13 protein-coding genes are annotated in these 13,884 nt (G+C 71.6%); 7 read left to right on the top strand and 6 right to left on the bottom strand.

Going from position 1 to position 13,884, the window contains the following annotated elements; translation table 11 throughout:
* The first annotated feature begins 233 nt into the window (after positions 1-233).
* From mycP to IEZ11_RS11640, 3 genes are all read left to right on the top strand, one after another.
* Positions 234-1,391: a type VII secretion-associated serine protease mycosin gene (gene mycP, locus IEZ11_RS11650; RefSeq protein WP_189262594.1), complete on the top strand. Its 1,158-nt coding sequence runs from the start codon at positions 234-236 to the stop codon at positions 1,389-1,391.
* Positions 1,392-1,466: 75 nt separating this feature from the next.
* Positions 1,467-2,030, top strand: a complete 564-nt coding sequence (locus tag IEZ11_RS11645; RefSeq protein WP_189262593.1) for a type 1 periplasmic-binding domain-containing protein — start codon at positions 1,467-1,469, stop codon at positions 2,028-2,030.
* Positions 2,031-2,169: 139 nt separating this feature from the next.
* A complete protein-coding gene (locus tag IEZ11_RS11640; protein ID WP_132890095.1) occupies positions 2,170-2,625 on the top strand; it encodes a tellurite resistance TerB family protein in 456 nt (151 codons plus the stop codon).
* 25 nt (positions 2,626-2,650) lie between these two features.
* Here IEZ11_RS11640 and IEZ11_RS11635 read toward each other — a convergent pair whose 3' ends face one another.
* From IEZ11_RS11635 to IEZ11_RS11625, 3 genes are all read right to left on the bottom strand, one after another.
* Entirely contained in the window at positions 2,651-4,033 is a 1,383-nt protein-coding gene (locus tag IEZ11_RS11635; protein ID WP_189262592.1) for an MFS transporter, read from the bottom strand.
* Positions 4,034-4,235: 202 nt separating this feature from the next.
* Positions 4,236-5,720: an aromatic amino acid lyase gene (locus IEZ11_RS11630; RefSeq protein WP_229712959.1), complete on the bottom strand. Its 1,485-nt coding sequence runs from the start codon at positions 5,718-5,720 to the stop codon at positions 4,236-4,238.
* 40 nt (positions 5,721-5,760) lie between these two features.
* Positions 5,761-6,723 (bottom strand): ABC transporter substrate-binding protein, encoded by a 963-nt coding sequence (locus IEZ11_RS11625; protein WP_189262591.1) that lies wholly within the window; start codon positions 6,721-6,723, stop codon positions 5,761-5,763.
* Positions 6,724-7,081: 358 nt separating this feature from the next.
* On the opposite strand from IEZ11_RS11625, the gene IEZ11_RS11620 reads away from it, so the two are divergent.
* The 4 genes from IEZ11_RS11620 to IEZ11_RS11605 are packed head-to-tail and all read left to right on the top strand — an operon-like array spanning position 7,082 to position 11,149.
* Complete coding sequence (locus tag IEZ11_RS11620) at positions 7,082-9,625, top strand: sensor histidine kinase (RefSeq protein ID WP_189262590.1); 2,544 nt, start codon at positions 7,082-7,084, stop codon at positions 9,623-9,625.
* Complete coding sequence (locus IEZ11_RS11615; RefSeq protein WP_189262589.1) at positions 9,622-10,098, top strand: roadblock/LC7 domain-containing protein; 477 nt, start codon at positions 9,622-9,624, stop codon at positions 10,096-10,098. Before IEZ11_RS11620 ends, IEZ11_RS11615 begins: the two co-directional genes overlap by 4 nt.
* 51 nt (positions 10,099-10,149) lie before the next feature.
* The gene (locus IEZ11_RS11610; RefSeq protein ID WP_189262588.1) at positions 10,150-10,566 is read left to right on the top strand and encodes a DUF742 domain-containing protein; all 417 of its coding nucleotides are present in this window, start codon (positions 10,150-10,152) and stop codon (positions 10,564-10,566) included.
* Positions 10,553-11,149: a GTP-binding protein gene (locus tag IEZ11_RS11605; RefSeq protein ID WP_189262587.1), complete on the top strand. Its 597-nt coding sequence runs from the start codon at positions 10,553-10,555 to the stop codon at positions 11,147-11,149. Before IEZ11_RS11610 ends, IEZ11_RS11605 begins: the two co-directional genes overlap by 14 nt.
* Before the next feature lie 74 nt (positions 11,150-11,223).
* On the opposite strand, the gene IEZ11_RS11600 is transcribed toward IEZ11_RS11605, so the two are convergent.
* The 3 genes from IEZ11_RS11600 to IEZ11_RS11590 are packed head-to-tail and all read right to left on the bottom strand — an operon-like array spanning position 11,224 to position 13,663.
* Positions 11,224-11,889 carry an ABC transporter permease gene (locus IEZ11_RS11600; protein WP_189262586.1) on the bottom strand — a complete coding sequence of 222 codons (666 nt, stop codon included), beginning with the start codon at positions 11,887-11,889 and terminating at the stop codon, positions 11,224-11,226.
* Positions 11,886-12,536: an ABC transporter permease gene (locus IEZ11_RS11595; protein WP_189262585.1), complete on the bottom strand. Its 651-nt coding sequence runs from the start codon at positions 12,534-12,536 to the stop codon at positions 11,886-11,888. Before IEZ11_RS11595 ends, IEZ11_RS11600 begins: the two co-directional genes overlap by 4 nt.
* Positions 12,533-13,663 carry an ABC transporter ATP-binding protein gene (locus tag IEZ11_RS11590; protein WP_189262584.1) on the bottom strand — a complete coding sequence of 377 codons (1,131 nt, stop codon included), beginning with the start codon at positions 13,661-13,663 and terminating at the stop codon, positions 12,533-12,535. Before IEZ11_RS11590 ends, IEZ11_RS11595 begins: the two co-directional genes overlap by 4 nt.
* Positions 13,664-13,884 lie beyond the last annotated feature (221 nt).

Genomic DNA, 13,884 nt, shown 5'->3' with positions numbered 1-13,884 from the left:
CCCCCAGCGATGTCCGACATCCAACTCCAGACAGCCGGATCTTCTATCAGCGGCACGACGACCCGGGACAGCCATATATCCCGGGCCATTGGCACCCAAGACCGGCATTACCCCGTCAAGGTTGACCGGTACATTGCAAGTCCTTGTGGCTTTCCTGGCCAACTCCCGCCCCGCTCTTTCCAGTTGGCCAGCAAGGCTGCTTCCACAGGACACCGGAGGGGCTGCGGGGGCAGATGAGACTGGTACCGTCGGGGGCTCTGCGCGCCTGCGTATACGCCGCCCTGCCGCCGCTGCTCCTGCTGGCCGCCGCGTCGCCGGCCACCGCCCGGCAGCCCGCCGCGCCCACCCCGCTCGGCTCCGAATGGCCGCTGGACGCCCAGCACTTCGACGCCTCCCGGATCTGGCGGCACAGCCAGGGGGCCGGCGTCACGGTCGCGGTGGTCGACACCGGGGTGAACGCCCGGCACCCCGATCTGGCGGGCCGGGTCCTGCCCGGTACCGATGTCACCGGCCAGGCCACCGACGGCCGGGTCGACGTCTCGGCGGACTCGCACGGCACCTCGGTCGCCGGGGTCATCGCGGGCTCCGGCGGCAGGGGCAGGGGCATGGCCGGGCTGGCCCCCCGGGCGACGGTGCTGCCCGTCCGGGTCAGCGCCGACAACGCCGCGGATCCGCTCGCCCTCGCCCGGGGCATCGTCTACGCGACCGACCACGGGGCCTCGGTCATCAACATCTCGATGGTGACCACCGACCCCGACCCGCAGATCCGCGACGCGGTCGCCTACGCGCGCCGGCACGACGCCGTCGTGGTCGCGGCCGCGGGCAACAACGGCCGGGCGGGAAACCCGGTGGGGTACCCGGCCGCGTTCCCCGGTGTCCTGGCCGTCTCCGGCACCACCCGCGACGGCGGGTTCTGGCCCTCCGCCGAGTCGGGTTCCTATGTCGCGCTGGCCGCCCCGGCGGTGGACATCTTCTCGACGCGGAACAGCGGCGGCTACCTGACCAAGGACGGAACCAGCTATTCCGCTCCCTATGTGTCCGCCGCGGCCGCCCTGCTGCGCGCCGCCTACCCGGCCGAGAGCGCCGGGCAGATCATCGCCCGGCTCATCGGCACCGCGGACCGCCCCGGCAAGGGTTCCGACGCGGGTTCCGGCCGTGACGACCGCTTCGGCTACGGCATCGTCGATCCCCTGAAGGCCCTGGGCGCGCCGACTCCGGCGGCCGGGGCCGATCCGCTGCTCACCGCCGCCGGGGCCGGCACCCCGAAGGCGGCCGAGGCGACCGGCGGTACTTCCGGCGGAACCGTCGCGGTGCTCAGCGCCGTCGCGGTGGCGGCCGTCGCCGTGGCGGGCGGCCTCCTCCTGCGCCGCCGCTCCCGTCGTCGCACGTGATCCACAGGTCCCATGCGATCCACAGTCCCACGTGATCCAGAGTCCCACGCGATCCACAGGAGGAACCCGATCAGCATGCGGCTCCCGGCTCTCACCGCGCGCCCCGTCCACCGCCTCGCCGGTCTCGTGCGCGGCCACCCGGTCATCGCGGCGGCCACGGCCGCCGTGCTCCTCGCGGCCGTGTCACTCACCGCGCTGCTCGCCGGGGGCGGGAGCGCCCAGCCGCGGGCCGCCAACGTCTCCCGCAACTACCGGGCCTGCCTGCTCGTCTCGCCCGCGGGTGCCACGGACGCCCGGCTCAGCCAGGAGTCCTGGCAGGGCATGCAGGACGCGGCACGTTCCGGCGGGGTCAACGCCGAGCGTTTCCCGGCCCCCACCATCGACGCCAAGGCGGCGCTGCCGTACTTCAACGGCGCCGTGCAGCACCACTGCGAACTGATCGTCACCGTCGGCACCGGCATGAAGCCCGCGACGGAGGCCGCCGCCCGCGCCAACCCGCACCAGCAGTTCGTGATAGTCGGCGCCACCTCGGCACATCCGCACATCTCGGCCATCGCCGCACCCGCCGACCCCGGCGGGGACCAGGCCGGCCGGGAACTGGCCGACAGGGTCAGCGCCTTCGTCTCCGACCGACGCTGACGGCACCGCGCGGATCCGACGGGACCGCGGGCCGAAGGGCCGGCCGCGGGAACTTATCGGCGCCCGCGCGGGTTTCTACGTTGTTGTAGAAGTAATTTTTCGGCAAGCAAGGTTCTTACCGACCGAGGAGTGAGTGCACATGGCCCTGTGGGACCGCATCAAGGATTCCGCGACGCAGATGCAGACCCAGCTCGTGGCGAAGAAGAACGACCTGAAGAGCGGTGCGTTCCGGGACGCGAGCATGGCGATGTGCGCGCTCGTGGCCGCCGCCGACGGCACGATCGACCCGGCCGAGCGCCAGCGGGTCGCCCAGCTCATCGCCACCAACGAGGTGCTGCAGAACTTCCCGGCGGACGACCTGCGCCGCCGCTTCGAGGAGAACCTGAACAAGCTCACCACCGACTTCGCCTTCGGCAAGGTGAGCGTGCTCCAGGAGGTCGCCAAGGCGAAGAAGAAGCCGGCCGAGGCACGTGCGGTCATCCAGATCGGCATCGTGATCGGCGGCGCGGACGGCGACTTCGACAAGACCGAGCAGGCCGTGGTCCGCGAGGCGTGCTACACGCTCGACCTGCCGCCGCACGAGTTCGACCTCTGACCGGCGCCCACGGGACGGGTACGGCTCACATCCGCCGGCTCGTGGCCCAGCAGAGTGCGGTGAGGGCCATGGCCACGGCACAGGCCGTCACCGCCGAGCCGTCCAGGTAGGCACTGCCCAGGACCGCCACTCCCAGCGTCGCCCCCAGTTGCTGTACGGCGTTCAGCGCACCCGCCGCCGAGCCGACCTCCTGGGGGCGCAACGGCCGCAGGGCCAGCGTGAAGAAGGCGGGGGTGAACAGACCCGCGCCCAGACCTACCAGGGCCAGCGCGGGCAGCAGCGGCCATGGGTAGCGGCTGGGGTCGGCGGTGGTGGCGGTGCCGGTGGTGGTGGCGTACACGGCCGCGGCGGCCGCCACGCCCGTGAGGACGAGGGCCAGGCCGTACGGCATCATGCGGCGCCGCGCGCCGCGGCGGCCCGACAGCCACGACGACACCGCCAGGCCGGTCGACCACGGGGTCAGGCTCAGGCCTGCCGCCAGTACGCCCTGGCCCGCCTCCAGTTGGAGCTGGAGGACGACCACGGTCAGCAGGCCGTTGGTGACCGCGAAGAACGTCGTCGAGGTGGCCAGGGCGGGCGGGAAGCCCCGGTGGGTGAAGAGACCCGGTTCCAGGAGCGGCGTGGCGGTGCGGCGCTGGTGCCGTGCGAAGGCGGCCAGGGCGAGGACGCCGAGCCCGAGCAACGCCCAGTCGTACGCCGGGAGTTCGGTGAGGTTCGTGCCGATCAGGGGATAGACCAGCAGGCCCGTGCCGGTCGCCGCGAGTGCCGTGCCCGGCCAGTCCAGGGCGGGGCGGCGCGGGGCGCGGTTCTCCAGGAGCTTCGGGGACAGGGCGAGGACGACCAGGGCCACCGGGACGTTCACCAGGAAGGCGGCCCGCCAGGAGGAGCCGAACAGGTCGGCGTGGGTGAGGACGCCGCCGAGCACCGGGCCGCCGACGGCCGCGAGGCCCATCACCGGACCGATGCCGCCCAGCGCCCGGGACAGCTCGTCGCCCTCGAACATCGCCTTGATCAGGCCGACGGTCTGCGGAATGATCACGGCCGCCGCCGCGCCCTGTACCGCGCGGAAGGCGATCAGCACGCCCGCCGTCGGCGCGAGCGCGCAGGCGACGGAGGCCGCGGTGAAGAACGCGACGCCGAGGACGAAGAGCCGGCGGCGGCCCGCGATGTCGCCGAGCCGTCCGCCGGTGATCAGCAGCACCGCGAACGGCAGGGTGTACGCCGTGCTGAACCACTGGACGTCCGAGACGGAGCCGCCGAGCCCGGCGTGCACGGTGGGGGCGGCGACCTGGACGATCGTCGCGTCCAGGAGGTTCATCGCCTCGGCGAGGAGCAGGGCGACGAGGGCGGGCCGGCGCCAGGGGTAGGGGGCCGGGGTGGTGGGGGCGGGCGTGGGTGTCGTTGTCATGGGGGCAGCGTGCGGGGCGCTGTGCGGTGGTCGATGGTTTCGGCCCGGAGGTCGCCGTTTTCCTCCATCGAACCCGGTGATGGTGACGGAATCACACGCGTTGGGTTCCGGCAGCGGGTGAGTGGGGGCTGAGCGCGCCCCGCGGCGGCAGCCGACCATTCAACAGTGCCCCGCGCCCCCCGGGTCGGACAACCGCGCTCGCTTACAGGTCAGCCAGCGTCGGCAGCAGTTCCATCGCCGCCGTCACGTCCCCCGTCAGCGCGCGGTCCGCCATGTCCTCCGGCAGGGCGGCCGCCGCCACCCTGAAGGCAGGCACCGTCGGCTGCACCGACGCCAGCCGCAGTGCCCGTACCGCCGTCACCAGTTCACAGGCCAGCACCACCGGGTACGCCGCGGCCGCCCGTGCCGCCTGTTTCGCCGCCTGGCCCGCGAAGCTCGCCGCCTCCTCCAGGCCGTGGGAGAGGACGGTGTGGCCGGCCGATGCCGGGGCGGCGCTGGAACGGAGCTCCGCCAGTGCCGAGTTGGCGGTGTACTCCAGGATCATCGTGCCGGAGCTGCTGGCCGGGCCGGCGGCCAGGAAGGCGGGCAGGCCCGTGAGATCGGCGCGGGTCAGGGCCTGGAGGCGGGCGGCGGAGAGCTGGGCGGTCTGGAGGAGGGCCAGGTCGAGGCCGTCCAGGGCCAGCGCGAGCGGGGCCGCGAAGAAGCCGCCGTGGTGGTGGACGTTTCCGTCGGGGGCCAGCACGGGGTTCTCCGTGGGGCAGTTGATCTCCGTCTCGATGATGTGGCGGAGCCTGTCGGCGGACTCCAGGGCCGCGCCGTGGACCTGCGGGAAGACCCGGAAGCCGTAGGGGTCCTGGATGCGGCGGCCGGTGGTGCGGGGGTGGCCGGGGATCGCGAGGAGGCGCCGCACCTCCGCCGCCGCCCTGGCCGGGCCGGGGTACGGGCGCAGGGCGTGCACCTCGGGCGCGTAGGCCTCCGGGGAGCCGGAGACGGCCGCCAGGGAGAGTGCGGCCACCGCGTGCGTGGCCCGCAGCAGTACGTCCAGGTCGTGGCAGGCCAGGGCCGCCCGGCCCAGGGCGAGGGCGTTGCTGCTCAGGAGGGCGAGCGAGTCGCCGGGGCGCAGGACGAGCGGGGCCGGCAGTTCGGCGTCGGGGGACGCCGTGAGCCAGGGGCGTTCACCGATCAGGGTCAGGCCGGTCTGGGCCAGGGCCGTGAGGTCGCCGGTGCCCACACCGCCGTACTCGTTGATCGCGGGGTGCACGCCGAGCCGCAGGGCCTCGGTCAGCCCGGTGACGAAGGAGGGGTGGATGCCGGAGCCGGCGGCCAGCAGCTGGTTGGCCCGGACGGCCAGCAGCGCGCGGGCCTGACGGGCCGGCAGCACCGGGCCGGCGCCGCCGGCGTGGCTGCGCAGCAGGCGCAGGGTGTGCTCGGCCGTGTCGGACGGGTCGACGCTGACCGAGCGGTGGGCGCCGACGCCGGTGCCCCGGCCGTACCAACGCCCCTGTGCGGCGAGGCGGCCCGCGGTCTCGTGGGCCCGACGGACCCGGTCGAGCGCCTCGGGCGGTACGACAGGAGCGGCAACGGCGTCGGCGAGCCGGACGAGTCCGGTCAGGCCGAGGCCGTTGCCGTCGAGCACGACACCGGAGTGCGAGGGCACCTGTCCCGGTGTCTCGGTGATGCTGTCCAAGGAAGGTCCGGAGAAGATCCGAGGGAGGCCAGGAGGCGGGTCAGCTGCTGAGGCCGACCTTCTTCAGCCAGGCCTGGGCGACGTCCAGCGGGTCCTTGTTGTCCGACTGCACCTGGGTGTCCAGGTCCAGCAGGGCCGCCGTGTCGAGCTTGGCGGAGACGGCGTTGAGGGCGTCGGTGGCCGTCTGGTTCAGGGCGCTCTTGTAGACCAGGGGCTGGACGTTCTCGAAGCCGAAGAGGTTCTCCGTGTCCTGGAGGACGACGAACTTCTCCTTGGTGATGGTCGGGTCCGTGCTGAAGATGTCGCCGGCCTGCACCGCGTTCTTCTTCAGGGCGGCCGCGGTGAGCGGGCCGCCCGCGTCCAGCGCCTTGAAGGACTTGAACTCCAGGCCGTACACGGACTTCAGGCCGACCAGGCCCTGCTGACGGGTCTGGAACTCCGGCGAGGCGCCGATCACCAGGTCCTTGGCGATGCTCTTGAGGTCGGCTATGGAGGACTTCTCGGTGAGGCTGTACTTGGCGGCGGTGGTCGCGTTGAGCGTCACCGTGTCCTTGTCCTGCGCGTCCGCCGGGTTCAGCAGCGTCAGCTTGGAGTCCAGCTTGGCCTCGATGGCCTTGGTGGTCTCGTCGACCGTCTTCGGGGTGGCCTTGGGGTCGAGGTAGGCGAGCAGGGCGCCGTTGTACTCGGGCAGCACGGAGATCGAGCCGTTCTTGAGCAGACCGTAGGTCGTCTCACGGCTGCCGATGTTCGACTTGTAAGTGACCTTGACACCCTTGGCCTTGAGTGCTTCGCCGTAGATGTCCGCGATCAGGATGCTCTCGGCGAAGTTGTTGGAGCCGACGACGACGGCGTCCCCGCTCGCCTTGCTGTCCGACAGCGGGTCGGACTTGCTGTCGTCGGAAGAGGAACAGCCCGCCAGCAGGGCCGTCGTCGCGGCGAGCGCGACGGCCGCCACGCCTCGGTATGTCCGGATTGACCTGCTGGGGAGGGTCTTGGAAGTCACGGTTGCCGTTCCGGGAGCTGTGGGAAGGGTGGGGGTGTTGCGAACCGCGCGGGCCTGTCGTGCACCGCGGGAGCTGTTGCGAACCACTCCCGACGATCCAATCCAGCCGGTTCTCGGTCAGTCAAGTGCCTTTGGGTCACCGATTGGCTTCAATCCGTGGCCAGTTGTGGACGGAGAGCGGTCTCTTTGTAACGGATTCTTGATAAAGAGCAAGCGGAACCGAGCTTCAAGAACGCTGTAGTCTCACCGCAGTTGATATCGGTCACAGCGGTGCACGGGGCCCGCTACTCGGTGTCGTTCCGCAGCAGCTCGGGGTGAAGACGCCCCCCAGACCAGACACCCTCATGAAGGAGGCCCGGTGTCCACGAACCAGGTGGACGCGACCGTCCGGCCCGCCCAGACGCGGGGCGGGATACGGGGTTTCGCCGACCGTTGGCCCTTCCGCCGCAAGCTCAACCTGCTTGTCGGTGTGCCGCTCGCCGTCATCGCCGTACTGCTCGCCTACGTCTTCAACGACCTGGTGGAGCAGTCCACCAGCGCGAACGACGCGGCCCAGACGGTCCGGGACAGCGCGCAGGTGGCACGCCTGGTGGACAAGGTGGAGGCGGAGCACCAGCAGGCGATCCTGCTCTCCGCGCGCTACGAGTCCGGCGACTCCAAGCCCTCGGCGGCCGCCTACCGCAAGGCCCAGGACGCGGTGAACTCCCAGGTCACGAAGGTCAGTGAGGCCTTCGGCGACCGGCTGCCGGCCACCGAGGCGGCCGCCCTGCGGCAGGTCGAGGGTCTGTCCAGCCTGCGGGAGTCGGTCGAGCAGGCCTACCTGCCGGCCGACAACATCGACCCGGCGTACAGCAACGCGTCCAACGACCTGATCGACGGCCTCGGTCTGGACCGCGACACCAACCTCGCCGCCACCTTCACGGGCAACCTGCTGGACTCGCTGCTGCGCGCGGACGCCGCCCACGGCGCGTTCGAGACCAACGTGCTCGCGGCGACCACCGGGGACACCAACGCCCTGATCGAGTTCACCAACGCGGTCGGCGCCTACGACCTCTACCAGCACCAGGCCGACCGGTTCGCCCGGTTCGCCACCGAGGGCCAGGCCAGGCAGCTGGCCGACGTCGAGCACACCAAGGCCCAGAGCACCATCGCCGAGTCCTTCGCCGAGCTGCAGATCGACCCGACCAAGCTGGTCTCCGGCAACCAGGACCAGATCCGGCGGGCCGTCAAGGACGCGCTCGCCGACTACCCGGCCTACCACGACCAGGCCGCCGCCCGGCTCACCATCACCACCTCGCTCATCGGCCAGATCGCCGAACGGGCCGACACCACCGCCGACTCCGCCAAGTGGCGCGCCATCTACCTGCTGAACGCCTCGCTGCTCGGCTTCGTCCTGTGGCTCGCCCTCTCGGTGCTGGTGCGCCGCTCGGTGATCCGCCCGGTGCAGGCCCTGACCGGGGTCGCGCACGAGGTCGCCGAGGTGGCGGGCCGCGAACTCGCCCGCGTCGCCGACGACGACGCCGAGGACTCCGGTCCGCCCCGCCTGCGGGACATGCCGGTCACCGCCCGCGACGAGATCGGTGACCTGGCCGAGGCGTTCAACCAGGTGCAGACCACGGCCGCGGCCCTGCTCGAACGCCAGGTGCTCAGCCGCCGCAACACCGCCGAGATGTTCGGCAACGTCGGCCGCCGCGTCAGCAACCTGACCACCCGCCAGCTGGCCTTCATCGACGCGGTGGAGCGTGCCGAGACCGACCCGGCCCTCCTCGAACGCCTCTACTCCATCGACCACATCGCCGTCCGCCTGCGCCGCAACGCCGACAGCCTGATGCTGCTGGCCGGCATCCGCGAGACCGTGCTGGCCGCGGGCCCGACCCCGGTGTCCAACGTGGTCCGGGCCGCGCTCGGCCAGATCGAGGGCTACCAGCGGGTACGGCTGTACGCCGGCACCGACGCCATGATCGAGCCGGACATCATCGGCGACCTCACCCTGATGGTGGCCGAACTCCTGGAGAACGCCGTGTCGTTCTCGCCGGCCGGCAGCCCCGTCGAGGTGACCGCCCGCTCCAGCGAGGCGGGCGCGCACATCGTCGTCACCGACCACGGCCTCGGTATGAGCGCCGAGCGGCTGGCCGAGGAGAACGCCCGGCTGATCCGCCGTGAGCGCCTCGACCTGGTGCCGACCAAGGTGCTCGGCCTCTTCGTGGTGGGTGCGCTGGCCCGGCGCTGGGAGATCGGCGTCGAGCTGACCCGGACCCCCGGCGGCGGTGTCACCGCCGAAGTGACGCTGCCCGCCCGCCTGTTGCTGACCATGAGCGCGGTGGCGGACACCTCCGGCACCCCGTTCCCCGCGGAGCCGACGGCACCGACGTCCCTGTCGGCACTGTCGGCGCCGGCCACTCCGGTGGCTCCGGTCGCTCCGGCCGCTCCCGTGGCGCCGGCCGCTCCGCCGGCCCCGGTGGCCGCCGAGCCGAGCGGCCCGACCCCCGCCGTCACGGTGCCCTCCTGGGCCGAGCCGGAGAACCCGCTCCCCCGCCGGCTGCCGCGCCGCGAGTCGGCCGCCGAGCCCGCGGCACCGCAGCCCCCGCTGATCCCGGCCGCGCGCTCCGGCGAGCCCCCGGCGGACGCCGACGCCGATTCCGGCGACGGGACCCGCCCGCTGCGCCGCCGGGTGCGCGGCGCGACCCTCCGCACCACCGTCGGCGCCGCCCAGAGCCTCGCCCAGGCACCGCGCACCCGCGACGCCGAGGCCGAGCGGGACGCGCTGGACGAGTTCGAGGCGGCGGTGGAGCGCGCCCGGCGCGAGAGCGCCACCGGAAGCCACCAGCGGCCCGTGCCGCACATCGACCCCACAAACCCCCCGCAGGACCAGAACCACCTTCCGGAAGGAGCCGAGCAGTGAGCACGTCGACAGGTGACACCCCGACGGGCGGCACCACGCCGACCGACCTGCGTGCGGCCGCAGCCGACTTCACCTGGCTGCTGAACCGCTTCGCCACCGAGACCGCGGGCGTCGTCGACGCGATCGCGGTGTCCTCCGACGGTCTGCTGATCGCGGTCTCGGAGTTGCGTGAGCGCGCCCACTCCGAACGGCTGGCCGCGATCGTCTCCGGCATCACCAGCCTGGCCGCCGGTGCCTCCGGCAACTACGGCCTGGGCGGCCTCAACAAGGTCATCATCGACCTGGAGGGCGGCCATGTCATCGTCTCCGCGATCGGCAACGGCGCCGTGCTGGGCGTGGTCGCCGACAACGAGGCCAAGCTCGGCAACATCGCCTACGAGATGACGCTGTTCGCCAACCGCGCGGGTGCGGCGCTCAGTCCGCAGCTCGTGCTGGAACTCAAGAACAGCGTCGGCGTCCCACAGACGCGCTGACCGGCACCGCCGGTCGGCTAGCCGAGAAGGCCGAGAGAGGAAGACACAGCCATGGCGGACGGCACCCCGCCCCCGGGCCCGGACCCGGTCGGCCCCGCCCCCGCCGTACGGCCGTTCCTGGTCACCGCCGGCCGGGTGGCGGACAGCGCCTCCGGACCGGCGATGCCCGTCGAGACCCAGGTGGTGGCCACCGCCGCCGGGCTCGCCGTGCTCGACCGGCTCTCCTTCGAGCAGCACGACATCGTCGCCGCGTGCCGGCTTCCGCAGTCGCTCGCGGAACTGGCGGCGCGGCTGCGGCTGCACCTGAACGTGGTCCGGGTGCTGGCCGAAGACCTGCGCGAGGCCGGGCAGCTGACGGTCCACGTGCCCGACTTCGAGGCCACCCACGACTCGTCCGTCCTGCGCAGGGTTATCGATGGCCTGCGGGCCATCCCCGACTCCCGAGGGGTACTCCGTGACACCGACTGACTCGCTGACCCGGGGCACCGGGCGTACGGCCGTACGGCCGCCGCTGCCGGTGAAGATGGTCATCGCGGGCGGTTTCGGCGTGGGCAAGACCACCGCCGTCGGCTCGATCTCGGAGATCGAGCCACTGACCACCGAGGCCTCGATCACCGAGGTCGCGGCGGGCGTGGACGACCTCTCGCTCACCCCGCGCAAGACCACCACGACCGTCGCCATGGACTTCGGCTGTATCACCATCGACCCGACCCTGAAGCTGTACCTGTTCGGCACTCCCGGGCAGGAACGGTTCGGCTTCATGTGGGACGACATCGTGGAGGGCGCGCTCGGCGGGCTCGTCATCGTTGACACGCGTCGTCTGGACGACTGCTATGCCGCGGTCGACTACTTCGAGCACAAGGGCATTCCGTTCGCCGTCGCGATCAACGCGTTCGACGGGCGCGTCGAGCACACGATGGACGAGGTGCGCTGGGCGCTGGACGTCGCGGAGGGGACGCCGCTGGTCGTCTTCGACGCGCGTGAACGGGGCTCTGTGCGCGATGCGCTGCTCGTCGTCCTGGAACTGGCGCTGGCGCGGAGCGGCGGGTAGTCGCGGTTGCGGGGAACTGCGGACCGGTTGTGGCTGGTCGCGCAGTTCCCCGCGTCCCTGGCAGATCAGGGGAGTTATCCCCGGCGTACGCCGGGAGAGACGGTCAGTCTCTGTACCGCCCAGAAGATGCCCAGCGTGGCCAGGGCCATGGCCGCCACCAGGGTGGCGCCGCCCACGACCTTCTCGTAGTTCTTCTGGTAGAGGCCGTCGATGATGTACCGGCCGAGGCCGCCCAGGCTGACGTAGGCGGCGATGGTCGCCGTCGAGACGATCTGGATGGCCGCCGAGCGCAGGCCGCTGAGGATCAGCGGAAGGGCGACCGGGAGTTCCACCTGGAAGAGGACGCGTGACTCCGGCATGCCCATGCCCCGCGCCGCGTCCACCGGGGACGGGTCGACCGAGCGCATCGCCTCGTACGTCGTGACCAGGATCGGCGGTACCGCGAGGATCACCAGCGGGATCATCACCGGCAGCATGCCGAAGCCGAGCCAGATGAACATCAGGACCAGCAGGCCGAAGCTGGGCAGTGCCCGGCCGGCCGTGGCGATCAGGGCGAGGGTGTTGCCGCCGCGGCCGTAGTGGCCGGTGATCAGGCCGACGGGCAGGCCGATGCCCGCCGCGTAGGCGAGCGCCTCCAGGGAGTACTGGACGTGTTCCCACAGACGGGTGGGGATGCCGTCGTAGCCGTGCCAGTGGGAGCTGTCGCTGAAGAAGGCGTGGACGTAGTTCAGGACGTTCACCGGGTGCTCTCCTTCGGCATCCAGGGCGTCAGCACACGGCGTACGAGGACGAGGACGGCGTCGGCCACGATGGCCAGCACGGCTGTGGTCAGGACCGAGTTCACCGCCAGTTCGGGACGGTGGTAGATGTTCGCGTCGTTGAGCAGGTTGCCGAGCGCGCCCTGGTTGCCGATCAGCATGCCGACGCTGACCAGGGAGATGCTGGAGACGGTGGCGACGCGCAGGCCCGCGATGATCGCGGGGACCGCGATCGGCAACTGGACCTGGAAGTAACGGCGTACCGGGCCGAGGCCCATCGCGGTCGCGGCGGCCAGGGTCTCCGCCGGGACCGAGCGGACGCCGTCCACGATGGCCGGGACCAGGACCACCAGGCTGTACACCGCGAGCGGGATCATCACCGTGGTCTCGGTCTGGCCGGTGTAGTCGATGAGGACGACGAAGAAGGCCAGCGAGGGGATGGCGTACAGGATCGTGGTCACGCCCAGCACCGGCGGGTACAGCCAGCGGAAGCGCACACAGAGCTGGGCGATCGGGAGCGAGACCAGGAGACCGGCCAGGACCGGGAGGAGGGCCTCGCGGAGGTGGAGGCCGATCAGCCCGAAGTAGGTGTTCTGGAGGTCGCTCGGGATGTCGAAGAAGCCGCTCATCCCCCGACCTTCGCGTCGTCGCGGCCCTCGGCGTGGGCGGTGCGGATCGCGGCGCCGATGACCTGCTGGGAGACGACGCCGACCGCGCGTCCCTCGCCGTCCACGGCCACGGCCCAGCCGGTCGGCGAGAGGACGGAGCCGTCGAGGGCGGCGCGCAGCGAGTCCCTGCCGGGGACGAAGGGCCGCCCGTACGGGATCAGTTGCTCCGGGCGGATGGAGCCGGCGGTGAGGTTCCGCGGCTCGCCCCAGCCGAGCGGTCTGCCGTCCAGGTCCGTGACGAGGAGGTAGGGCGCGTCGGCCGCGGCGCGGGCGCCGAGCCGGGCGGCGTCGGTGTCGATCGCCACGATCGGGGCGGTCTGCAGTTCGAGGGCCGCGGACGGGAAGAAGGACAGCCGCCGGATGCCCCGGTCGGCGCCGAGGAAGTCCTCGACGAAGGCGTCCGCGGGGTCGGTGAGCAGTTCGGCGGGCGGGGCGTACTGGGCGAGATGACCGCCGGTACGCATCACGGCGACCATCGTGCCGAGCTTGATCGCCTCGTCGATGTCATGGGTGACGAAGACGATCGTCTTGCCCAACTCGTCCTGGATGCGCAGGAGTTCGTCCTGGAGCCCCTTGCGGACCACGGGGTCCACGGCGGAGAACGGCTCGTCCATCAGGAGCACCGGCGGGTCCGCGGCGAGCGCCCGGGCCACACCGACGCGCTGCTGCTGGCCGCCGGAGAGCTGGTAGGGGTAACGCTTGGCCAGCGCGGAGTCGAGGCCGACCCGCTCCATCAGCTCGGCCGCCCGGGACCGCGCCTTCTGCTTGTTCCAGCCGAGCAGCCGGGGCACGGTGGCGATGTTGTCGATGATGGTGCGGTGCTGGAAGAGACCGGCGTTCTGGATGACGTAACCCATCGACCGGCGCAGGGTGTTGACCGGTTGCGCGTGGATGTCGGCGCCGTCGAGGAGGATGCGGCCCTCGCTGGGCTCCACCATCCGGTTGATCATCCGAAGGGTCGTGGTCTTGCCGCAGCCCGAGGGGCCGACGAAGACGGTGATCGAGCGATCCGGTATCTCCAGGGAGAGCCGATCGACGGCGACCGTACCGTCCGGGTACCGCTTGGTGACTGAATCTATCCGTATCAAAACGCCGAATGCCCTTCGGGTTTGGCAGAAACTGCCCAGTTTTCGACCACGGTCGCCGTGGTACAGGCGGTTGCGGGGAGAGTCTAGACCGGAAGTGTTTCAGCACTTTGGCGACTGACTGATCCTCTTCAGTTCGTGACCTGACCGTCGCCCACTGTGCGGGACCTGTGAGTTCCCTGATTCTCATTCCTCGCTCAGTGAAGCCTCACGACCGCCCCAGA

The organism is Streptomyces fuscichromogenes (assembly GCF_014645815.1).
Lineage (GTDB): Bacteria > Actinomycetota > Actinomycetes > Streptomycetales > Streptomycetaceae > Streptomyces > Streptomyces fuscichromogenes.
Note: the sequence above shows the minus strand (reverse complement) of the source record. Positions and strands in the feature narration are given on the sequence as shown.

Excerpts from the sequence above, each read along its gene's own strand:
- IEZ11_RS11635 (WP_189262592.1), bottom strand. The coding sequence starts at position 4,033 with ATGACAACGACACCCACGCCCGCCCCCACCACCCCGGCCCCCTACCCC.
- IEZ11_RS11595 (WP_189262585.1), bottom strand. The coding sequence starts at position 12,536 with ATGAGCGGCTTCTTCGACATCCCGAGCGACCTCCAGAACACCTACTTC.
- IEZ11_RS11640 (WP_132890095.1), top strand. The coding sequence starts at position 2,170 with ATGGCCCTGTGGGACCGCATCAAGGATTCCGCGACGCAGATGCAGACC.
- IEZ11_RS11610 (WP_189262588.1), top strand. The coding sequence starts at position 10,150 with ATGGCGGACGGCACCCCGCCCCCGGGCCCGGACCCGGTCGGCCCCGCC.
- IEZ11_RS11645 (WP_189262593.1), top strand. The coding sequence starts at position 1,467 with ATGCGGCTCCCGGCTCTCACCGCGCGCCCCGTCCACCGCCTCGCCGGT.
- mycP (WP_189262594.1), top strand. The coding sequence starts at position 234 with ATGAGACTGGTACCGTCGGGGGCTCTGCGCGCCTGCGTATACGCCGCC.